This is a genomic window from Microcoleus sp. S28C3 (assembly GCF_036700785.1).
GTDB lineage: Bacteria > Cyanobacteriota > Cyanobacteriia > Cyanobacteriales > Microcoleaceae > Microcoleus > Microcoleus asticus.
Map to the genome: position 1 here is coordinate 14565 of NZ_JAUBPO010000055.1, position 23003 is coordinate 37567.

Sequence of the window (23003 nt, forward strand, 5' to 3'; positions counted from 1 at the left end):
GACAGTTTTTGTAAAGCAAGTTGATACTAAAAAATGATCGCAAAAAAACAGTTTTTTAACCTTTTAAATGGTCTCGGATTAGAAATAAAAAATCCCCACTGGTGGCTTCAAGTTCTGATTATTTCCATTGTTTATCCTTTGATTTGTTGGCTGCTCACGAATAATCATAAAATATCCAGTATTACGATTATTCCACCATATCTTTCACCTGTTTGGCCCGGAACAGGATGGATGTTCGCCACTTTATTGGAGTGGGGTTATTCTCGTTGGTTAGGTATCTTTATGGGTCAATTGATTGCGACCTTAATCATGTGGCCGATATCCCCAAGCTTATTATGGAGTGCTATTTTCAATAGTATTAGTGTAACGATTTGGAATTTATTGGCAGTATTTGTGATTAGACGGTTAACTCGCACAAAATTTCCTTTTAATGAAGTCAGTCATGTAGTAATTTTTATCGCCGTTAGTTTTTTGGGAGTTAGTTTACCCAACGCTTTTATCGGGACTTGTTCATTCACTTATCAAAAATTTGTCCCTTTGTCTGACTTTATAAAAACTTTCACTGGTTGGTGGATTGGTGATAGTATAGGTATCTTACTTTTGACCCCTTTCTTGTTAATTTGTTGTTTAAAAAAACAGAAGTTTTATGCCCCGCAGTCTTGGCTTAGTGGAGAATTTATGATTATTGCTATTCTTTTGGGAATAGTCATTAAATTTGCTTTATTTGAGAGTCAACCTGTAGAATATTTACTTTTACCCCCTCTATTATGGTCTGTTTTTCGTTTTAGTCAGAAAGTTACTACTATTTTAGTCACCGCCATTTGTAGTATGGCTTTTATCACTACGGCTTATAAAATTAGTGTTTTTTATAAGGCGGCCTTGGCTAGTAATTCCCTTTTGTTACTACTTTTATTTGTGGGGGTACTTTCCCTTACGACGATGGTGACATCTGCGATTGTTTCGGAAAATCGTCAAGCGGCTTTGAAATTACAACAAGCTAATGCGGAATTAGAAGAAAGAGTGATTCAGCGTACTATGGCTTTGCAGGAAAGTGAGAAGATTTCCCGAGAGTTGGCAGTGAAAGCAGAAACCGCTAATCAAGCCAAAAGTACATTTATTGCCAATATGAGCCACGAATTGCGATCGCCCCTCAATGCTATTCTCGGCTTTTCGCAATTGATGGTACGCGCCACAAATATGCCCCCTGAACAATACGAGAATGCCGGAATTATCTATCGCAGCGGTGATTATCTGTTAACGCTAATTAATAATGTACTCGATTTATCAAAAATCGAAGCAGGTAAAACCACGCTTAATCTTACAGACTTTGACCTACATATCTTGCTGAATGATTTAGAAGATATGTTGCATCTGCGGGCTAATAATGCCGGAGTGAATTTGGTATTCCAGCGAACAGAAAATGTGCCGCGCTATATCTGTACCGATCAAGTAAAACTGCGTCAGGTTTTAATTAATTTACTCAGCAATGCCATCAAATTTACTTCCCAGGGTCAAATCACTTTGAATGTCTTTCTGGGAGAACAAGAAACCACAGATGTTTTTAATTTGCATTTCCGTATTCGCGATACTGGGGTGGGTATTGCAGCAGCAGAACTGCCAAAACTATTTGATGCCTTTAGTCAAGCTCAAGCTGGAAAAGATCTGCAGGAAGGAACGGGTTTAGGTTTAGCAATTAGCCGGAAATTTGTGCAATTGATGGGTGGGGATATTTCTGTAGAAAGCGAATTAGGAAAAGGTACAAGTTTCCAATTGTATATTCAGACCAAGTTGGGTCAAAAAACAAACATCGAGAGTACAGGAGAATATCCAATAGTTCTGGGACTGATGCCCGGTCAACTTAGCTACAAAATTCTCACAGTCGATGATAAATCTATTAATCGACAATTACTAATTAAGTTGTTGACTCCCTTGGGATTTGAGGTGAAAGAAGCTAGTAACGGACAAGAGGCGATCGCCATTTGGGATGAATGGGAACCCCACCTAATCTGGATGGATATGAGGATGCCAGTTATGGATGGCTACGAAGCGACAAAATACATCAAATCTACCACCAAAGGCAATGCTACGGCTGTAATCGCATTAACGGCGAGTGTGTTGGAAGAAGAAAAGGCGATCGTGCTTTCGGCTGGATGTGATGACTTTGTTCGCAAACCCTTCGTTGAACACACCATTTTTGACGCACTAGCTAAGCATTTGGGAGTCAAATATATCTATGCAGAAACAATATCTCCTGTCTTGGATGATACAGAAACACGTCCCTTGACATCGGAAGATTTAACCTGTATGACTCAAGAATGGATTACTCAATTATACGAAGCTGCACTTGAGGCAAATACTAACCTCGTGTTACAAGTCGTAGGAGAAATTCCCCAAACAGAAACTCGTTTGATAAAATCCCTTACAAAACTTGCCAGTCAATTTAAGTTTGAGCAGATTCTTGATTTAGTAGAACCCCGGAGTGGCAATGAATCTTAATTCTCAAATCGAAAATAAAGGTAATATTTTAATTGTAGACGATCTTCTAGAAAATCTACAATTACTAAGCGAGGCGCTCCTCAAACTCGGCTACACTGTTCGCAGCGTTACCAGTGGGCGGATGGCACTGAAAACGGTGAAGGTAAAGCGACCAGATGTGATTCTTTTAGATGTTAAGATGCCGGAAATGGATGGTTATCAAGTCTGTAGAACTCTCAAAGCGGATGCAGATTTTAGCCACATTCCAGTAATTTTCATTAGTGCTTTAGATGATGTCTTCGACAAAGTAACCGCTTTTAATTCAGGGGCTATAGACTACATCACCAAACCATTTCAAATCGAAGAAGTAGTGGCGCGTCTGGAAAATCAGTTAACCATTCAACGGCAGCAACAGCTTCTGGAACAAGAAAACATTAAGCGCCGGGAAGCAGAAGAGGTACTTTATCAATCGAGGGCTTTACTGGCTAGTGTTTTGAATAGTTCCCTTGATGGTATTGCAGCAATGCAGGCTGTTCGTAACACCGAAACAGGCGAGATTGAGGATTTTCGGTGTTTAGTCGTCAACCCCGTGATTGCTAGAGCTTTTAAAAGCAGTCGTGAAGAGATGATTGGCAAATTGGTACTAAAAAAGTTGTTGACTAATATCGATCCAAAACTATTTAATTGCTTCGTTAATATTGTCGAGACGGGAAAATCTTTAGAACAGGATTTTTACTATGAATCAGAAAAATCTTGCTGGTTGCACTTCGCAGCAGTCAAGCTAGGAGATGGTTTCTCCGTTACTATCCGTGATATCACCGCCCGCAAACAAGCCGAATTTGAATTACAACAACAAGCTAAAAATTTAGAACTTACTCTGCGCGAACTAAAGCGCACCCAAGCCCAACTCATCCAGAGTGAGAAAATGTCTTCTATTGGGAATCTGGTTGCAGGGGTAGCCCATGAAATTAACAATCCGGTGAATTTTATTCACGCCAATCTGATTCCTGCTACTGAATATTTCAAAGATTTATTGTATTTGGTAAAACTATATCAACAACACTTTCCCGATCCCCCGATACAAATTAAAGTAGAAATTGAGGCTATTAACCTAGATTTTATGCAAGAAGACTTGCTCAAACTTCTGAATTCTATGCAGCTAGGAACCGATCGCATTCAGCGAATAGTTTTGTCCTTGCGGAATTTCTCCCATCACGATGAGGCTGAATACAAACGAGTGGATATTCATCAAGGTATCGACAGTACGCTGATGCTCCTCCAAAATCGCCTGAAAGGCACAGCAGAACATCCAGAAATTATCGTGATTAAAGATTATGCTCAATTGCCCAGAATTCAGTGTTATTCTGGTCAACTAAATCAGGTATTTATGAATCTTCTGGATAATGCTATTGATTCTATTTACACCCTATGTATCGGCGCTCAAGGACAAATAAAAATTAAAACTATGTTTGTGAACAAAAATCAAATATTAATTAAAATATCCGATAATGGTGTAGGAGTTTCTGAGGAATTACAATCACAATTATTCGATCCATTTTTTACTACTAAACCCGTGGGAAAAGGTACGGGACTAGGACTGTTTATCTGTCACAAAATTGTGGTAGAGCAACATGGTGGCAATTTATATTGTAACTCGAATTTCGGAAAAGGAGCCGAATTTGTCGTTGAAATTCCCATTGCCAAATAATTGTGAATTGAGGATGCTGAATAAGCACTTACAACTAACTAACTAAAATTGAGAAAGATATGAATAATGATTGTCAAGTTGAAAATAAAGGTAATATTTTAATTGTAGACGATCTTCTAGAAAATCTACAATTACTAAGCGAGGCGCTCCTCAAACTCGGCTACACTGTTCGCAGCGTTACCAGTGGGCGGATGGCACTGAAAACGGTGAAGGTAAAGCGACCAGATGTGATTCTTTTAGATGTTAAGATGCCGGAAATGGATGGTTATCAAGTCTGTAGAACTCTCAAAGCGGATGCAAATTTTAGCCACATTCCAGTAATTTTCATTAGTGCTTTAGATGATCTCTTCGACAAAGTAACCGCCTTTGAGTCTGGGGCTATAGACTACATCACTAAACCATTTCAAATCGAAGAAGTAGTGGCGCGTCTGGAAAATCAGTTAACCATTCAACGGCAGCAACAGCTTCTGGAACAAGAAAACATTAAGCGCCGGGAAGCAGAAGAGGTACTTTATCAATCGAGGGCTTTACTGGCTAGTGTTTTGAATAGTTCCCTTGATGGTATTGCGGCAATGCAGGCTGTTCATAACACCGAAACAGGGGAGATTGAGGATTTTCGGTGTTTAGTCGTCAACCCCGTGATTGCTAGAGCTTTTAAAAGCAGTCGTGAAGAGATAATTGGCAAATTGGTACTAAAAAAGTTGTTGACTAATATTGATCCAAAACTATTTAATTGCTTCGTTAATATTGTCGAGACGGGGGAATCTTTAGAACAGGATTTTTACTATGAATCAGAAAAATCTTGCTGGTTGCACTTCGCAGCAGTCAAGCTAGGAGATGGTTTTTCCGTTACTATCCGTGATATTACCGCCCGCAAACAAATAGAATTGGCTCTCCAAGATGCCAATCAAAAATTAAACGAACTGGCAAATCTAGATGGTTTGACTCAGGTGGCTAACCGTCGCTGTTTCAACAATCGCCTTCAAAGTGAATGGCAACGCCTAGCGCCAGAAAAGCAGCCACTGTCTCTAATTTTATTTGACGTTGATAAATTCAAATCCTATAACGACTACTACGGTCATCTGGCTGGGGATGATTGCTTAATTAGAATAGGGCAAACATTACAAAAAGTAGTCCGTCGTCCCACCGATTTAGCAGCGCGTTACGGTGGAGAAGAATTTGTGGTACTTCTGGCGAATACGGATTTAAAAGGAGGGATTAAAGTGGCACAAAACATTCAGCAAGGAATTCACGATCTGGCGATTCCCCATGCAGAGTCTGACGTGAAGGAGATCGTCACAGTCAGTTTGGGTATTGCCTCACTCATACCCACCTTGGAAGTTCAACCAGATACACTGGTAGCCTATGCAGACAAAGCTTTGTACGATGCTAAACAACAGGGGCGCGATCGCTGGAGTACAAATTGTTGAAAAATCGGGGCGTTTTTTTGAGGAAGGGAGAATTATACCGTTAGACAAGACTTTTCGCCAGTTGTAATTCATCCTGGTTTTTTGTTGATAGTCAGATCGTCAAATTTTTGATAAGTAATACCAATTGGAAATAGTCTTGCTGCAATTACCAATTTTATACAAATTATCTTTAATTTGCACAAACCCCCGCCGGACACGGCAATACCGTTTCCCTACAGATGCTCGTCTCTAATTGATATGTAGCAATATTTTTCATAATTAGTATAAGCTGTAGCTGGCGTTACAGATTGAGAGTGTAAATCCTAATTAAATATCTAAACCCGTGACTGCTAAATCTGGAGGATGTTCGACAACAAACTGATAATATAACTCTTGCTTTGCTTGCGGGGGCAGAGACATTATCCATTCTAGCAGTCCCATTTCACCGGCTACTATCTTCGGATTAGTGAGAGTCGATCGCACTTTAATTTGTTCATTGCGGCTTACTGGCAATTGCTCTTTTAGTGTCAGGTGTACCTGCACCTGATGCAAGTTTGTCACATTTAAACGATAAGCGTAACTCATGCGCCGCTGCTGGCCGATCAGTTTTTTATCTACTTGTCTTTCAACTAATTCCCGCTCTATTTTTAACCGTTCATCTATTCCTAAATTAACTTTATATTCTTGCCCGGGGGAAACATTTTCTAACTGCACAGTACCGACAAAAGTGTTGTCGCGAAAGATATTTGCTTTACCGGGAAGCAGAGTTGCGCCTGTCAGCGGATTCACAACAACTGCTTGCAAATAGGCAAAACTGACTAATCGCGGGACGGCTATATATTCAGGTTTAAACGGATAATTTTCGCTGAAAATAGTCACTTTGTGCGGTGTACCGTCGCTGGGAATATTAGTATTTCCCCCTACTTGAAATGAGACGGTGCCGCCTTCTTTAGATACTTGTGCTGTCGCGGTTTGAGCCGCTATGGATTCGGGTGCGGCAGCAGCACCGTCCCCAGCCATCATTGCAAATTGTGCCTCGCTTTCCATCTCTAATTCCATATAGTCTCTTTCCATTTCTGGTTCCGCAGTCGGTCGGGTGTGTTTCATCAAAATTTGTCGGGATCTAGCAGATTTTGGGTGAACAATATCGATAAACCAGGGTTGTAGTTTTGGTGGCAAAGTTCCCATTCCGGGTTTTGCTGTAGATAAAGTCACCGCTACTCCGGTCCAATCTTCGCCTGTATTTTGATTGACTTCGGCTAGGTAATTGAGATTAATTTGGTTGTTAGTAGTGTTTACTCGCAAGTCGTAAAGAGGAGTCCAACGGGCTCGCATTACTACATAGGAAACTTCTAGTTCAAAATTGCCGCTGCCGCTGGCTTCTATGGCGACAATGATGTTAAAACTTTGCTGGGAATGGGGAGTGTGTACTTGCCACAACTGTTGCTGCAAAGCTTCTATTTGCTTGTCTAATTCGTGCTGTTGTCTTTCGTGATGAGCGATCGCGCTTACGTATTTTAGGTAATGGGTTCCTAAAAAGTTGAGCAATTCGCCTGTTTCGTTTAAACCTACCTGCTGTTTGGCAATGCTGCTGGAAAAGAAACCGACGCTTTTTTCGCTCAAACCTTCAACAAATTTGAGCTGAATTTTTCTGGCGGTTATTTTGTCGTTAATTGCCCGTTTTTGAGTTTCTAACTCTTGGATTTGTTGGGTTAATTCGGCCGTGCGATCGCCCACTGGTTCACTGCTAAACACTGTTTCGCTTCGCACTCCCAAAAGTCGCACAGCAACTGTACCCGCACCCGTAGCCCTGACTGACTCTGTGTCGAGGGTTGCGGGGAGAGAGGCGATCGCCAATTCTCGCTCGTTTCCCGTCAAAGCCACGGTGCCGCGGCGCGTCACCAGCGCGCGATCGGTGTAAACAGTAACTTCTGATATGCTGGTATCTAGTGTTTTGATGGTATCAGAATTAAGGATTTCTGAGTCAGTCATTGCCAGTTGCTCCTATTTAATAACCGTTTAGTCGATCGAGCATTGTTCAAAGTAGTTTATCGATCAATTTTCCCGATCGCCCATTCCTCTAGAAAACTCCTCAAGCGCATCCAAAGGCGAAGCAAACAAAATGCAGCGTTGAAGCAAAGACAAGTCTAACTCCGGCAGTATTTCACTGCTAGCAATGCGATCGTAACCTTCATCTCGCAGATAGTAAAGCTCTAGAGTGCCATCTTCCCAAAACCAGACTTCCGGGACTCCCATCAGTCGGTATTTCTGAAGCTTAATCGGACTAGCGCTAGTGATAACAATCTCAATACATAAATCTGGAACATTTTTAATAGTTCCGGAACAATAAGACAAATCTGTCTGATACTCGACTCGATCTTCGACAATCCGACTATAAGTACCGCTAGGAAAAAATACAATTCTTCTTTGCAGAAAATACTGTCCCTTTAGCAAGCCCATCAAACACATAATTGCTTCATGCAACCTTCCAGTACCACAATTTCTAAAACTCCATCGCAATAAAATAAGCGTACATTCGGCACGTCTTCAAAACCAGCTTGAATGGTCTTGAATCGATGCCATGTAAAACCGCGCCAAGTGAAACGTTGTTCGACTGCGGGAGAAGTGGTTGGATTGTCTGCAGTTTGAAGCATGATTGTTTTATTGATGTTCAAAATGGTAGCGCGGGAGTGGGCGGGTTTACGAGTTTACGAAATCCTTAGTTTTAGGAATTGATAATTGGTAAAACCCGCCCCTACGGTTAATTTTAGCTCACTGGATCGATTCCTGCCAAATCCAAAATTTGAGGAATTAAATCTTCTCGTTTGACGGCCATCATGTGAACTCCTTGACAAATCTGCCGCGCTAGCTTGACTTGTTCGGCAGCAATTTTTATGCCTTCCTGCAATGGTTCTGGAGCTTTAGCCAAACGGTCGATCGTCTCTTGCGGAATATGAACTCCCGGCACGTATTTTTTAATAAATTCAGCATTTTTAGCTGATTTAAATAGAAAGATTCCTGCTAAAATGGGTTTGTTGCAGCCAGCAGCAATATTGTGCATAAACTTATCTAAAAGTTCAAAGTCTGTAATTAATTGACTTTGAAAAAATTGCGCTCCTGCTTCTAATTTTTTCTCAAATCGACTTTGCAAACCAGACAAACTGGGGCATTGCGGATCGACGGCAGCACCGACAAATAAATCGGTAACTCCGTCTGTTAAAGGTTTGTCATTCCAGTCTTGGCCGCCGTTCATTTTTTGAATAACTTGCAACAGCCGAACTGATTCCAAATCGAATACACTTTTTGCTTTAGGATGGTCGCCCGCTTTTACGGGATCGCCTGTAAGTGCTAATACATTGCGAATGCCTAAAGCGTGGGCTCCCATGAGATCCGCTTGCAAGCCAATTAGATTGCGATCGCGACAAGCAACTTGACAAATTGGCTCAATTCCGTGCTGCACTAAAATCGCCGAAACTGCTAGGGGGCACATTCGCAACACTGCGCGACTCCCGTCTGTGACATTAATTGCATGAACTCTGTTTTTGAGGCGTTCAGCCATTTGAATTGTGTGAGTTATGTCGCCGCCTTTTGGCGGGGCAACTTCGGCAGTAATTATAAATTCTCCGGGGGTGGTGCAGGCTGTGCGCAAACGGTTCATGATTATTTGTCTGTTATTGGTTATTTGTTATTTGAGAGTTGAGAGTTGACAGTTGGCAGTTGTTAGTGGGCAGTTGGCAGTTGTCATTCTTAACCAGTAACCAATAACAACTCACAACTAACAACTAAACAGGTAAAGAATAACCGAAAGCTGTCTTAACCTTAGTGAGTGTTTGATTAGCAATAGCTTCTGCTTGTTCTCTTCCGCGACGCAGTACAGACTCTAAATATCCCGGATCGTCCATTATTTCCTTGTATTTATCCTGAATTGGTTTGAGGGCACTAATTGTAGTCTCTGTCAGCAAGGGTTTAAAATCTCCCCAACCCATGTTTTCACACTCTGTTGCTACTTCTTCCTTAGATTGGCCGGAAAGCAGGAGATAAAGTGTCAGCAAATTTCTAGCTTCGGGGCGCTCGGGGTCGTCAAAAGTCAAACCCCGCACGGCATCTGTTTTGCAGCGCTTGATTTTTTTGGCGATCGTATCTGGCGAATCCAATAAATTAATTCGACTTTGTTCGGAAGGGTCAGATTTCGACATTTTGCGCGTGCCGTCAGTCAAACTCATCACCCTCGCACCGTCAGTCCGAATTAACGGTTCGGGAAGTTTCAATACTGGCTTTTCGGGTGTGCCAAATTGGTGATTTAATCTGATGACAATATCGCGGGTGAGTTCCAAATGCTGTTTTTGGTCTTCTCCCACTGGCACTTTGTCGGCATCGTAAAGCAAAATGTCTGCTGCCATTAACACGGGATAATTTAGCAAGCCTGCGTTAACATTTTCGCCTTGTTTAACTGCTTTTTCTTTAAACTGAATCATATCTTCGAGCCAGTTAATCGGCGTAATACAGTTGAGCAGCCATGCTAGTTCTGTGTGCGCCGAGACGTGGGATTGCACGAAAATAGTAGAATATTCTAAGTCGATGCCGCAAGCTAAATAGAGTGCGGCGATCGTGTAAGTGTCGGAGGCTAGAGTTGCTGGATTGTGCGGGGCCGTAATTGCGTGCAAATCGACTACGCAGAAATAATTTTCGTACTGACTTTGACCTTCTACCCAGTTGCGAATGGCACCGAGATAATTACCGAGGTGAAGGTTGCCTGTTGGCTGAACTCCTGAAAGAACGCGCTGTTTGCCCATGAGGAAAGAATAGAATTGAACTCACATTTCTATATTGACACGTTATTTCAATTTCAGAGCCTATAATTTTCTGGCGGTTGACTGCTGACTGTTGACTGCTGACTGCTGACAACTGACAACTGACAACTGACAACTGACTAATTACCAATCTGTGAGCAACCTTGCTTTGCGCAAAACAAATGTCAGAACAGTTTCTTCGCCGGTAATAATATCGGCTCTGCCCTCCATTCCCGATTGAATCGAATACTGGCGGGGGACGTTGGCTTGAGGGGTTCCGAAGAATTGGCCGCTGGTAGATTTGAGTTTTGTTAAATAAGTTTGTTCTGGCTTAATTGCTACTTCGTAATAAGCTGTACCTAAATTATTAGTGGGATTTTGAGTGGCGATCGCATCTGGGGCGATTTCGCTGACAGTTCCTTTTAATGTACCGTAATCGGGGAAAGGCAAAGCCGAAATCCTGATCTGTACGGGTTGGCCGATTTGGATGCGGGCGATGTCTTGGGATGTCACCTTGGCTTTGACTACCAGGGGTACGTCGCTGGGGACGATTTGGGCGATCGCGCTGCCGGCTTGTACGGTTTGACCCGTATTTCGTACTTCCAATCTGAGAATTGTACCATCCGTGGGCGTGCGGATCACGCTATTTTCGAGTTTTAACTCAATTTGATTGAGTTCTTTTTTAGCTTGAATTAGTTGTTGTTGAATGGACGATCGCTTGACTAGCAAAACCCGCCGACTTCTGCCCAGTCTTTCGGCGACATCCGGCAGCGAGGTGGCGAATTTTACTAGAGCGGATTCGATTAATTCCTGTTGGGCGGAACTGTCACTTTGGATGGTTTTAAATTGGGCGCTGGCCAAAATTTGATTTTCTAAGTCGCGCAATTGCTGGTTGATTTGCTGTGCTGCTGTTTGAGACTGATTAATTATTTCTTGTAACTGCTTTTTTTGAGCGTCCAAACGCGAAGCGTCTACAACTGCGATCGCATCTCCTTCTTTTACTGTCTGATTCTCGCTGACAGCAATGCTTTCGACGCTTCCTTCGGTGGCTGCTTGCACGACGCGCACTTCTCCGGCTGGACGGACGATCGCGTCTGCTTTGACTGTAGCGCTGTATTTGGTGACGCTAGCGAGGGCGATCGCCCCGCCAAATGTCGCCACCATCAAAATGCCCCCCAAAGTCGTCCAGCGGCTGACAGGGGGCAAAAACTGGTCGTTATCAAAGGTTTCAGCGGGTGTGGCTTCGGGAGTGAGAGACATGGCGGCAAGGGGGAGAGGGGAATACTTTGGAGTTTTGAGTTTTGAGTTAGGGGAGAGGCAGAGATCGATCGCTTATTTCTTTTGTCACCTTTACGATCGGCTTTCCGGAAACCAAGAATAGGTTTAGAAGTCTAAATCAAAATTCACAGGGTCAATGTAAAAATCCGCACAGCTTTGCCGTCTCTACCCACAAACTTCGCCAAACATCAATAGGAGTGAAGCCAGCGGGCAAGACTTATGAAATTATGGCTTTTCAGCAATAAGTTTTGGCGCTGTTACCGGGTTTTTCATATATCCGTAGGTAGTAAGTAAGTACATAGGTACTAATAGGAGTTCTTTATGTCAGAAAATCAACAACATTCACTCTTGACCGAACTCACCGATCGAGAATCTGCTACTGTCAGCGGTGGCAGCATTACCAGCGGTGTCAGCGGCGCTAACAGCAGCAGCCAAACCGATAACAGCCGCAGCAATAGCCTCAATATGCTGTTTTTCCTGCCGCCGCCTAGCCAGCTTTATCTGTACGATCCTCGCCGCGATCGCCCTTTCAAAACCCTTGTGGTTTAGATAGCTGAGTCAGGTTGTGCGATCGGCTAAACTTTGAAAGTTTATCCGTAATATTCCGGAGAACGACCGGCATTTGAGAAATATAGATTAGTAGTTAAACGATACTAGAAAAATTCAATAGTTTCTAGTTTGTATTCACTCAATTTCATCAACCAAACGGAGTCTATCATGCAAAAAACTACAGACACCTCACTGTTTACTGAAGTCACCCCTGAAGAATCTGCCAGCGTCAACGGTGGCTACTATTATTCGACGAGATACAACGACAACTGTTACCGTGGTGCGACACGTCACATTGTGTACCGCCGGAATTGTGATGGTACTTTCAGAGCAGTAGCTCGCTACTGGTAAAGTTCAGTTGTGTAAAATTCGATCGATCTATTGATGTGAATTAATAAAGCACCCATAAACTTATGGGTGCTTTGTTCTGATTGGGTACTCGGTGAGGGGTAATGTTCATTAGGCTCTACTCATTATTCATTTTGCCAAATGTTAAAGAACATTCCTTTTATCCGAGAAATGCCTTTCTCCGGACGAGTAAATAGGTTGATGAAATATCAGGTTGTGCTCCAGCAGAGCGAAGAAGATTGTGGCGCGGCTTGTCTGGCTTCGATCGCCAAATTTTACGGACAGAATTTTACAATTAGCCGTTTGCGAGAATTTGTCGGCACTGGGCAACAAGGGACGACTTTACTGGGCTTGAAACAAGGTGCTGAGGCGATCGGCTTTAATGCGCGATCTGTGCGAGCGGCCGCTGCAATTTTAGACAAGCTCGATGATGCCCCTCTACCGATGATTATTCACTGGAACGGCTATCACTGGGTTGTTTTGTACGGCAAACAGGGCAACAAATATGCGATCGGCGATCCGGCTGTCGGTATGCGCTATGTTTCTAAAGCAGAATTAGCAGCAGCTTGGACAGATTGGCTGTGCTTGCTAGTAGAACCCGATCCGCAACGGTTTTTTGCCGCAGCAGACGGTCAACCCCCCGCCAATTCCTTACAAAAATGGATGCGCCGGATTGGGATTTACCGCCAGATTTTAATGGAAGCATTTTTGCTGAATGCAGTGTTGGGTTTGCTGTCGATTTCTTCGCCTTTTCTAGTTCAACTGCTCACCGACGACATCCTGGTGCGGGGCGACAGACAACTCCTGGGGAGTGTGGCGATCGCAGTTATAGTTATGAACCTGTTTAGCAGCAGTTTAGGATTGGTACAGTCCAACTTGATCGCTCAGTTCTCCCAACGTTTAGAGTTGGGATTAGTGATGGAATTCGCGCGCAAATTCCTGCGATTGCCTTTGAGTTTTTACGAAACCAGACGCAGCGGCGAAATCGTCAGTAGATTACAAGATATCCAAGAAATAAATAAATTAGTTTCTCAAGTCGCTATCAGCTTGCCCAGTCAATTTTTTATAGCTATAGTTTCTTTTATTTTTATGCTGTTTTACAGCAAGGAATTGACGCTGGCAGCTACAGTGATTGCTGTGTTAATGACTGCCTCTACAGTGGTGTTTCTGCCCGTTTTGCAGCACAAAACGCGCAGCTTATTTGTGCTGGAAGCAGAAACTCAAGGCGTTTTAGTAGAAACTTTTAAAGGCGCACTGACTGTCAAAACTACTAGCAGTACCCAGGAACTTTGGGAAGAATTTCAAAGCCGCTTCGGCCGCTTAGCAAATCTCACTTTCCGCACTACGCAAATCGGCATTCTCAACAATATATTTTCCGGTTTTATTGCCTCGGCGGGCAGCATTACTCTGCTGTGGTTGGGCAGCGGTTTGGTGATTGACAAGGTATTGAGTATCGGCCAGTTGCTAGCGTTTATTAGCATGAATCAAAACGTTACTACTTGGGTGACTTCCTTAGTCGGATTTTCGGATGAAATCACTCGCGTCCAGACAGCAACTCAACGGCTTTCGGAAGTCATCGACGCTGAACAGGAAACTAAAAACGATAGTAATAAACCTTTTGTAACCATTCAGGATCGCGACGGTATTGTTTGCAAGGGTGTTAGTTTTCACTACCCCGGCAGACTTGACTTGCTGGAAAATTTTTCCGTCACGTTTCCCGGCGGTCAAGCAATTGCTTTGATCGGCTATTCCGGCTGCGGAAAAAGTACGCTAGCTAAAGTAATTGCTGGTCTGTATCCGCTGCAATCGGGTAATATTAGAATTGGCGGTTACAACTTGCAGGATTTCTCTCTCGACAGTCTGAGACAGCAGGTAGTATTGGTTCCTCAAGAAGCGCATTTTTGGAGCCGTTCGATTCTCGAAAATTTTCGTTTGGGAAGTCCAGAAATTAGCTTTGAAGAGATTGTGAAAGCGTGTAAAATTGCGGGTGCGGATGAATTTATCAGCCAATTGCCTGATAAATATCAAACAGTTTTAGGGGAGTTTGGAGCGAATATTTCTGGCGGACAAAGACAGAGATTGGCGATCGCCCGCGCCATTCTCAACAACCCGCCCGTATTGATTTTAGACGAATCTACCGCAGGGCTTGACCCCGCAAGCGAAGCGGAAGTCTTGGAAAATTTGTTGATGTACCGGCACGGGAAAACGACGATTTTTATCAGTCACAGACCACGAGTGATCGATCGCGCCGATTGGATTATCATGTTAGAGCGCGGCAGGTTGAAACTGCAAGGATCGGCTGCAAAATTGCGATCGATTCCCGGAGATCATTTAGAGTTTTTGGAACCTTGAAAACTTGTAGGGTGCGTCAGCATATAATCTCTCAATTTATAGATTAAATAATCCTAACTCCCTAGGGACACGGCATTGCCGTGTCCCTACAAGGGCTTGGTTAATGTACCCGGCAAACTAGGGCGATCGCCTCTTGATTTTCTAGCACCAAACCGTACTCCAAACCTTCAACAACAGCCTGACAAGAAGCATCCAAAATATTACCAGAAACCCCAACAGTCGTCCAGCGGTCTTGACCGTTACTAAACTCAGCCAATACGCGAGTTTTAGCAGAAGTTCCCGCACCGCCGTCAAGAATCCGTACCTTGTAATCTGTCAAGTAAAAATGGGCGATGGCGGGATAAAAATTCACCAAAGCTTTCCGCAAAGCCGCATCCAAAGCCGAAACCGGGCCGTTTCCTTCCGCAGCTTCTAAAATATTTGTACCGTTTACTGACAATTTCACCGTTGCCAAAGCCATACAGTCTTCGCCAATCTTATCGCAATGGACTTGAAATCCCTTAATTTCAAACCACGGCGGCCGTTGCTCCAAGGCTTCTCGCATTAACAATTCAAAAGACGCCTCAGCACCCTCAAATTGATATCCCTGGCTTTCCAAATCTTTCAATTTTTCCAAAATTTGGCGGCAAGCAGGATTTTTGCGATCGAGTTCAATGCCAAAAGTCCGAGCCTTCGCCAAAACATTGCTCAAACCTGCTTGATCGGAAATCACAATGCGGCGACTGTTGCCGATTTTTTCTGGTTCCAAGTGTTCGTAAGTCAGCGGATTTTTCTCAACCGCCGATACGTGAATTCCGCCCTTGTGAGCAAAAGCGGAAAGGCCAACAAAAGGAGCACGGTCATCGGGAGCAAGATTGACAATTTCGCTGACAGATCGGCTTACTTGAGTTAATCTAACTAATTGCTCGTCTTGAATGCAATCATAACCCAACTTGAGCTGAAAATTAGGAATCAACGAACATAAATTAGCATTGCCGCAGCGTTCGCCGTAACCGTTAATAGTTCCCTGTACCATCGTCACTCCTTCCCGCACAGCAGCCAAAGCATTAGCAACCGCAACTCCCGAGTCGTTGTGAGTGTGAACTCCTAACTGTAAAGATTTTTCGCTATTGCTTCCTAAAGCTTCTAGAACCTCGCGAACAACCTGACTGACTTCGTGAGGCAAAGTACCGCCATTAGTATCGCAAAGCACCAGCCATTCTGCACCGGCATCGGCCGCCACTTCTAAAGTTTTAATAGCATAATCTCGATTGTGCTTGTAGCCGTCAAACCAGTGTTCGGCATCGTAAATAACGCGCCTTCCCTGACTCCGCAAATATTCAATTGTATCTCGAATCATTGCCAGATTTTCTTCTAGCGTCGTCTTCAAACTTTCAATAACGTGCAAATCCCACGACTTACCAAACAGTGTCACCCAGCGAGTACCGGCGGACAAAATAGCCTGCAACATTTCATCATTTGCTGCCGTTGTTCCCGGCCGCCTTGTCGAACAAAAAGCGACAACTTCGGCTTGAGTTAGCGGCTGTTCTTTGAGCCGCCAAAAAAATTGTACGTCTTTAGGATTTGCCCCCGGCCAGCCGCCTTCAATAAAGGGAATTCCTAAACCGTCTAATTGCCGAGCAATTCGCAGTTTATCTTCGAGAGATAAGCAGAGTCCCTCGCACTGAGCACCGTCTCGCAGCGTGGTATCGTAGATCCAGAGCCGATTTGTCATGGGAAATTGCGATCGAGAAATTGGTAATATATCACTTACTATATTAGATGAATTTATTTGTAATTAATGCGATAATATATATGAAAATTAACATAAATCTAACCGGGGTAAATTACTGTGGTCAAGGTACAAGCGCAAGGAAAAACATTTGAGTGCGATCGCGGAGCCAATCTCCGTGAAGTTTTGCTCAAAAACGGCATCGATCTCTACAATGGCAACGCCAAAGTCATCAACTGCCACGGCCTCGGCACTTGCGGCACCTGCGCCGTCACCGTCGAAGGCGAAGTTTCCGAGTCCCAGTGGCGCGAAAAAGCCCGACTTTCGGTTCCTCCGCATTCTCGCGCATCCAACCGCCGTTTGTCCTGCCAAACCAAGGTTTTAGGCGATATTAAGGTGACAAAATATGACGGTTTCTGGGGCCAGGGTTCTGAAACTGTCTGGAAACCCCAAGGATAGATTTTTTGTTAAGGAAGGCAGATAGGACGATCGCCTTGCAAGATAATATGTAAGACTTGCGCAATAATTCTAACTGTAAGGTGCACACTCGGCACCTTACCATCAAGAAACCCCAGAGGTCAAAAAAGCCAGAAAGTCCATATAAAAGTTAATGAATTCATCTAAAGATATTCTGATTATTGGCGGTGGAATAATCGGTCTTTCGCTAGCAGTTGAACTGAAATTGCGAGGGGCATCTGTCGCTGTTCTCACAGCCGATTCTAAACAACCAACCGCCCGGGCTGCTGCCGGAATGCTTGCCCCACAAGCCGAACGAATTCCTCCCAGTCCGATGCTGGATTTGTGCTTGCAAAGTCGCGCACTGTATGCTGCCTGGGTGGAACGGCTAGAAGATATTACCGGATTGAAAACGGGATATTGGCGATCGGGAATTCTCGCGCCCGTGTGTCAAAATGAGCTTCAAGAAAAGCCGCTTTTGTCAAACCTTAATTATCAATGGTTGGACAGAGACTCTGTTCACCAGCACCAGTTTGGATTGGGTCAAGAAGTAATGGGCGGTTGGTGGTATCCTGACGACGCTCAAGTTGACAACCGCGCTTTATTTCGGACGCTTCAAGTTGCAAGTAAAGAATTAAAAATTGATATTATTCAAGGCAGTGCCGAGGAAATTATTCGGCAGGGAAACGGAGTTTGTGGAGTAGAAACAACGGCAGGAAAATTACAAGCTGACCGTTATATTTTGGCGGCAGGTGCTTGGTCTGAGAAATTATTGAATATTCCTGTTTATCCAATAAAGGGGCAAATGCTGTCAGTATGCGTACCAGAAAATAGTGGAGTGATGCAGCCGCTGCAAACAGTTTTATTCGGGACTGGAATTTATATTGTGCCGCGTCAAGATGGCAGAATTATTATAGGCGCTACTAGCGAAAATGTGGATTTTACGCCTGGAAATACGCCTGCGGGAATGCAAAGTTTGCTAGCAGGAGCTATTAAGTTATATCCAGAATTACAAAATTATCCGATTCTGGAGTTTTGGTGGGGATTTCGGCCGGCTACTCCTGATGAGTTGCCGATTTTGGGTGCTAGTGCTTGGGAGAATTTGACGCTGGCTGCGGGGCATTACCGCAATGGCATTTTGTTGGCTCCGGTGACGGCTAAATTGTTGGCTGATTTAATTTGCGATCGGAAATCCGATCCGTTATTGGCTGCTTTTCATTATTCGAGGTTTCCTGAATCTTGGAAGTTTTAAAATGGTAAATAGTGAGATTTTTGGCTTTTTAAAAGACGAGGCAGAGTCGCGTAACGAGAAACGAAAGTCAACTAAAAGGATATTTTTTGCTATAATCTAATCAGCACAATAGGGTTTTTTAAGTTATGACTTTCAGTGATGTGGTCGAGACGATCAAGAATCTTTCTACTGACGAAAAGCAAGAGCTTCAACTGTTGTTGAAGCAATATCTCCGGGAAGAACGTCGCGAAGAGATGTATCAAAACTTTAAGTCAGCGCAGATTGAACAACAAAAAGGTGAACTGAAATTTTTCGCTAACATCAATGAACTCAGACTAATGATAGAGGAATAATCGTGGAAGTCAGTTTCAGTTCTTCATTCAAGCGTGCTTTCAAAAAGCGGATCAAAGGCGATGCTGATTTGGAGGCTAGGTTTTGGCAAAAGCTGGAACAGTTCATCAGAGAGCCGTTTGAACCAAGCTTAAAAACTCATAAATTGTCCGGTAGGCTCAAGGAGTTTTGGAGCTTTAGCGTAGATTACGACGAAAGGGTACTTTTCTACTTTACAGAAGACGGAAAAGCCGTGTTTGTAGATTTGGGAAGTCATGATGAAGTATATTAATCGACAGAACAGTTGCTAGAGTAATCTGTATCTGTAGCGTGCGCAGTCCGCACCTTACCGCTGTAAGTAGCGCGCCAAACCATTTTTTGGTAAGTCCTGATTAGTTCGCATCCTGTTTTTTAGGTTGGTTCAATTCTCTGCATTTAGCGGCAGCCAAATCGTAAGCATTTTGGTAATCGCTACCGCCTAACATCAAATCACCGTAATATTCATAAGGTTGATTGCCATAAACTGGCAGCGGGTCGTCTTCAGGATAATCTTCTTTTGATTCTTCTAGGATTGCTTTGAGTTTCTTGACGCTGAAGCGCTGTACAGGGAAGTAATGAATGTCTTGAGCGATTAAACCGAGATGGGGAAAGGTTGGGTCAACAATTCGTTCGTCGAGTTCAATCCAGCTATACTCGATGGGTTTATACGGTGCTCCGGGCACAGCTAAAAATCCTTGAACATAAATTGCCCCCTCGGTAGCTAATGCAGCTTTACAAGCGTTGTCAAAGCAGTTTTTACGGTTGCTTTTGATGCGCGCCGCTATTTCAATAGAAAGCGTCTCATCTAATAGTTCGGTCATAATCCCTTTTAGTCGCGTGTGCGATTAGATTGTAGCAAGTTAGAGCTCCGAGCACAAAAAACGATCGCCAGCAAGTGCGATTATTTCTCAAATTCCCGTCTTCAGGAGTAGATACAGAATCAAGCAAAAAGTTGTGGATGTTTTGTCAGCTTTGGTTTCCAGGGCGGGCTGTTTGTCGATCGCCCCTATCGCCCGCAAATCACAAGTTTTCGGGAGTAGCCCAACTTTTGAACCTGCGATCGAGTTGGGCGTAGAGCCTGGAAGGGTAAAGTGCGCCACAGACGATACAAGCAACAATACTGGCTTACATAACCGAACGCCGATCGTGCAACCAACCAATCATATTAATGCCTTCCGGTGCAGCGATTTGTTCGGCTGCTGGCACGCTTCACAGTTTTTTCTGCAAACAAACCAGAGTTGTGATAACCTCATAAATGTGCAAAAATCGGTTCCAACGAAAAAAAACCGTTGGAAGAAACGGCGAAAGTCCGGCGTAGATCCGGCGCTGTCCCGCAAATGTGATGAGATTATACAGTCTCTTAGTCAGAATGCCCGCCGATATCCCAAACCTGTTCTTTTTCGTCTAAGAGGCATAGATGATCGTTAATTCAGCATTCTCAAAATTAATGTATTATGGCGAGCGGTCTATTCACTTAGAAAGATATTGATTAGATTTCACTTATTCCTGATAGCTTTTTAGTCAAGTAATAGTTTATTCATGACTATGAATACTAGGCTATCGTCCCCCAATTGCTAAGCTAATCAGCATTTAAGTTGCACATCAACAAATAATTAAACCATGAGTATGCCATTGCCCCGACGCCGCCCCAAATATGCAATTTAAATGTGCAATATCTGAATTATTTCACTGTAGTTTGGCGCTACTTTTTGCAAATAATACCCTGTAATGATCTCAACTCAGTCTCAGTATATTTTCGCTGTCAATACGGTTCCGCATCACTTGCAATTCCTAACTGAATTATCGCTAACAGATTATCTGTAACGACCGTCAAGAGAGGCATCCGCTATCTCAATTTTGCTTGAAATCATTGCGACCTACAATACCACCCAATAAATTATTATTCTGCTAATAGGTCACGGTTAAATAGAAATCGATTTACTGCAACGATTAGCAATTACTCTTGCCGTTTGTTATGAGCAAGTACGTCAACGTTGGGATGAATTTCAGCTTTGCGACACAACTCAAAGGAGGAGCGAATGAACTAAATATTATCAGCAGGTTGGTCAAGCATGGGCTGAAATTCAACTGCTGCAATTCACCCAATAACCTGCAACAAAACAATGCCCAAAATAGCCATCATATCCTGATGCTAAGCTAAGCACTTATCCACACACCATAGACATACTGAATGAAAAGCGCGATCAAAAAGTCCGATTTTGTGCTAGCTCCTTATATGAAGAGCAACAATTTCAAAGCTACTTGCCAAATACTCAATACAGTGATTCCTTATACATTCTTATGGTTTTTAGCATTTAAAGCGGCTGCCATTTCTGTATTCCTTCTTCCGCCGATAATGGTGTTGATGACACTTTTTTCAGGACGTTGTTTCTCTTTGATGCACGATTGCGGGCATTATTCTCTTTTTAGCTCCAAAAAAGTCAATCGCATTATGGGTTTTATCCTAGGTATCATCAATGCGATTCCTCAGTACCCCTGGTCGAGGGGACACGCTTATCACCACAAACATAATGGTAATTGGGATATGTACCGAGGCCCTTCGGCGTTGATATCCACCGAAAAATTTGCGGCGCTAAGTCCATTTAGTCAAAAGATGTATCAGTTTCTCAGACACCCATTGATGCTGTTTCCCGGTGGTTTTTTCTATCTAATTATTAAGCCAAGACTAGCGCTGATATTGGGAACTACGGGTTTTATCCGACATATTTTTGCTTGTCTCACTCAAGATTTTGGCATGGGTTTATCTGCAATGATTGCTTCTTATAAATCCAAACATTGGTATACGACGGCTGAGTTTTGGGATTTACTGTTCAACAATATTTGTGTTGTGGGTAGCTGGATTTATCTGAGCAACTTACTTGGGTTTGGCTTTTTCTGGAGTGTTTACTCAATTGTCATGACCTGTTCAGCAGCGATATTTATCTGTATTTTCTTTGTTCAGCATAATTTTGACGGTTCCTACGCTCATAAAGCCGAGGGTTGGGACTATCTTCTTGGGGCAATTGAAGGCAGTAGTTACCTAAAATTACCAACTATTCTCAATTGGTTTTCGGCTGATATTGCTTACCACAATATTCATCATCTCTCTGAGCGAATACCTAACTATAATCTTCTGGCTTGTCACAATGCTAATATTCACTTGCTGGCTAATTCAAAATTACTGACTATTCGCGATATTCCTGACTGCTTCCAATTCATTCTTTGGGATGCTGCTTCAGATAGTCTGCAATCGATTAAATTATTTCAAGAAGCCGAAGAAATTCCCTTCAGTAATGTAGCTAATTAAAATCGGTTGGCAATGAATTTGGTTGCTTTTTTATAACCACAATCCTATGATTATGGATGCAGCTAGTGGGATAAATTTTAACAGTAACTTTCCTAGTTAAGTAGGTGGTTACAAATAAACATTAGATGGGTCTGGCGGGTTTAACCGGGAGCTATGCTAGCAGCCTGTTATTCTGACAAAACCCGCCCTCCTCGTGACCAGTTTATTTGCACCAACAGGACTTACGCAATGACGCTATATATAGCGCATTAAGGATCTGGCGATCACCAACAGTCTGACTCAGGCGATCACTAGATAAAAAGAGAATCAATGTGTGTTTGAATTGAGGAGTCAACTAAATAAATTTCAGCTTAAGAGAGGCCTGTTTAAGCTCTTGGCTGAGGTAATCTGCTAACAAACTAGCTTTTAACTGATACCAATTTTCAAAAATCATGCAACAGTAGCTAGGGCTGACAAGTTGTTTTCCACCCATTTCGCAATTTGCTTATAACTCTTGAAGTCACAGGACTCATCACTTAAATTTTTTGACAATCCAGCTATTACGCCCAAGGGAATTACTCGCGGTCTACCCGTTGATTGCCGTATTTCTAACAATCTTGATAGACCGCCAATACTATATTTTTTTAACCATCTATGTACAGTAACTCTATGTACCCCTAAACGTTCAGCTACATCTGTCAGACTTAGACTATAGCCAGCTTTTAAGCAATAAAGTGCTTAAATTTTTTGTCGATTAATTACAGTTCGTTGTTGTGACAAAATTATTTTCAACTCCTTGACTGTTGCATCAATTCTTTCTTGATAGTTGACATTCCTAAAAAATCCCTTAATTTTCTGACATTGGAGCACTTATTTGGCAAAATGGTATTAATTCACTTGTGTCATGTGAATAGGGCATTGAGCCGAGATATGTCTACAAAAGTGCAACATTAATCGCAATGCCTTATCAGGTAAGGGTTTGAAGTGCTACTTTGCGGTTGATGACAGCTTCGCTATTTTTAGGCCTTCTTGGCTCGCATT

At 43.0% G+C, this 23003-nt stretch carries 19 protein-coding genes, 1 pseudogene and 1 riboswitch; of the genes and pseudogenes, 10 read left to right on the forward strand and 10 right to left on the reverse strand.

The window, feature by feature from the left end; all coding sequences use genetic code 11:
• The first annotated feature begins 33 nt into the window (after positions 1–33).
• The 3 genes from QUA13_RS17435 to QUA13_RS17445 are packed head-to-tail and all read left to right on the forward strand — an operon-like array spanning position 34 to position 5613.
• Complete coding sequence (locus QUA13_RS17435; RefSeq protein WP_333200440.1) at positions 34–2496, forward strand: ATP-binding protein; 2463 nt, start codon at positions 34–36, stop codon at positions 2494–2496.
• Positions 2486–4183: a response regulator gene (locus tag QUA13_RS17440; RefSeq protein WP_333200443.1), complete on the forward strand. Its 1698-nt coding sequence runs from the start codon at positions 2486–2488 to the stop codon at positions 4181–4183. Before QUA13_RS17435 ends, QUA13_RS17440 begins: the two co-directional genes overlap by 11 nt.
• Positions 4184–4242: 59 nt before the next feature.
• On the forward strand, positions 4243–5613 hold the full coding sequence (locus QUA13_RS17445; RefSeq protein WP_333200445.1) for a diguanylate cyclase domain-containing protein: 1371 nt from the start codon (positions 4243–4245) through the stop codon (positions 5611–5613).
• A 306-nt stretch (positions 5614–5919) separates the two neighbouring features.
• Here QUA13_RS17445 and QUA13_RS17450 read toward each other — a convergent pair whose 3' ends face one another.
• From QUA13_RS17450 to QUA13_RS17475, 6 genes are all read right to left on the reverse strand, one after another.
• Positions 5920–7584, reverse strand: coding sequence for a mucoidy inhibitor MuiA family protein (locus tag QUA13_RS17450; protein WP_333200447.1), 1665 nt, complete (start codon positions 7582–7584; stop codon positions 5920–5922).
• A gap of 63 nt (positions 7585–7647) precedes the next feature.
• Complete coding sequence (locus QUA13_RS17455; protein WP_333200449.1) at positions 7648–8052, reverse strand: Uma2 family endonuclease; 405 nt, start codon at positions 8050–8052, stop codon at positions 7648–7650.
• On the reverse strand, positions 8052–8246 hold the full coding sequence (locus QUA13_RS17460; RefSeq protein WP_246277014.1) for a hypothetical protein: 195 nt from the start codon (positions 8244–8246) through the stop codon (positions 8052–8054). Before QUA13_RS17460 ends, QUA13_RS17455 begins: the two co-directional genes overlap by 1 nt.
• 113 nt (positions 8247–8359) lie before the next feature.
• On the reverse strand, positions 8360–9250 hold the full coding sequence (locus QUA13_RS17465; protein WP_333200451.1) for a methylenetetrahydrofolate reductase: 891 nt from the start codon (positions 9248–9250) through the stop codon (positions 8360–8362).
• Between the two features lie 124 nt (positions 9251–9374).
• Positions 9375–10385, reverse strand: coding sequence for a tryptophan--tRNA ligase (gene trpS, locus QUA13_RS17470; protein WP_333200453.1), 1011 nt, complete (start codon positions 10383–10385; stop codon positions 9375–9377).
• A gap of 141 nt (positions 10386–10526) precedes the next feature.
• Entirely contained in the window at positions 10527–11642 is a 1116-nt protein-coding gene (locus QUA13_RS17475; protein ID WP_333200455.1) for an HlyD family efflux transporter periplasmic adaptor subunit, read from the reverse strand.
• A gap of 339 nt (positions 11643–11981) precedes the next feature.
• Here QUA13_RS17475 and QUA13_RS17480 point away from each other — a divergent pair, with 339 nt between their 5' ends.
• Together QUA13_RS17480 and QUA13_RS17485 are read left to right on the forward strand one after the other, a co-directional pair.
• The gene (locus QUA13_RS17480; protein ID WP_333200457.1) at positions 11982–12209 is read left to right on the forward strand and encodes a secretion protein HlyD; all 228 of its coding nucleotides are present in this window, start codon (positions 11982–11984) and stop codon (positions 12207–12209) included.
• A gap of 489 nt (positions 12210–12698) precedes the next feature.
• Positions 12699–14909 carry a peptidase domain-containing ABC transporter gene (locus QUA13_RS17485; RefSeq protein WP_333200459.1) on the forward strand — a complete coding sequence of 737 codons (2211 nt, stop codon included), beginning with the start codon at positions 12699–12701 and terminating at the stop codon, positions 14907–14909.
• Positions 14910–15009: 100 nt separating this feature from the next.
• Here the strand turns inward: QUA13_RS17485 and cimA are convergent, their stop codons facing one another.
• Positions 15010–16623 (reverse strand): citramalate synthase, encoded by a 1614-nt coding sequence (gene cimA / locus QUA13_RS17490; RefSeq protein ID WP_333200461.1) that lies wholly within the window; start codon positions 16621–16623, stop codon positions 15010–15012.
• Between the two features lie 117 nt (positions 16624–16740).
• On the opposite strand from cimA, the gene QUA13_RS17495 reads away from it, so the two are divergent.
• From QUA13_RS17495 to QUA13_RS17510, 4 genes are all read left to right on the forward strand, one after another.
• The gene (locus QUA13_RS17495; protein WP_333200462.1) at positions 16741–17079 is read left to right on the forward strand and encodes a 2Fe-2S iron-sulfur cluster-binding protein; all 339 of its coding nucleotides are present in this window, start codon (positions 16741–16743) and stop codon (positions 17077–17079) included.
• A 151-nt stretch (positions 17080–17230) separates the two neighbouring features.
• The gene (gene thiO / locus QUA13_RS17500) at positions 17231–18328 is read left to right on the forward strand and encodes a glycine oxidase ThiO (RefSeq protein WP_333200464.1); all 1098 of its coding nucleotides are present in this window, start codon (positions 17231–17233) and stop codon (positions 18326–18328) included.
• A 125-nt stretch (positions 18329–18453) separates the two neighbouring features.
• A complete protein-coding gene (locus QUA13_RS17505; RefSeq protein WP_333189676.1) occupies positions 18454–18660 on the forward strand; it encodes a hypothetical protein in 207 nt (68 codons plus the stop codon).
• A gap of 2 nt (positions 18661–18662) precedes the next feature.
• Entirely contained in the window at positions 18663–18929 is a 267-nt protein-coding gene (locus QUA13_RS17510) for a type II toxin-antitoxin system YafQ family toxin (protein ID WP_333200466.1), read from the forward strand.
• 100 nt (positions 18930–19029) lie between these two features.
• Here QUA13_RS17510 and QUA13_RS17515 read toward each other — a convergent pair whose 3' ends face one another.
• On the reverse strand, positions 19030–19497 hold the full coding sequence (locus QUA13_RS17515) for a hypothetical protein (RefSeq protein WP_333189678.1): 468 nt from the start codon (positions 19495–19497) through the stop codon (positions 19030–19032).
• Positions 19498–19584: 87 nt separating this feature from the next.
• Positions 19585–19776 carry a hypothetical protein gene (locus QUA13_RS17520; protein ID WP_333189679.1) on the reverse strand — a complete coding sequence of 64 codons (192 nt, stop codon included), beginning with the start codon at positions 19774–19776 and terminating at the stop codon, positions 19585–19587.
• A 150-nt stretch (positions 19777–19926) separates the two neighbouring features.
• Positions 19927–20071, forward strand: a riboswitch (cobalamin riboswitch).
• A gap of 796 nt (positions 20072–20867) precedes the next feature.
• On the opposite strand from QUA13_RS17520, the gene QUA13_RS17525 reads away from it, so the two are divergent.
• Positions 20868–21983: a fatty acid desaturase gene (locus tag QUA13_RS17525; RefSeq protein ID WP_333200468.1), complete on the forward strand. Its 1116-nt coding sequence runs from the start codon at positions 20868–20870 to the stop codon at positions 21981–21983.
• A gap of 429 nt (positions 21984–22412) precedes the next feature.
• Here the strand turns inward: QUA13_RS17525 and QUA13_RS17530 are convergent.
• Positions 22413–22685 (reverse strand): annotated as a pseudogene (locus QUA13_RS17530) (helix-turn-helix domain-containing protein); the annotation flags it as partial.
• Positions 22686–23003: the final 318 nt, after the last annotated feature.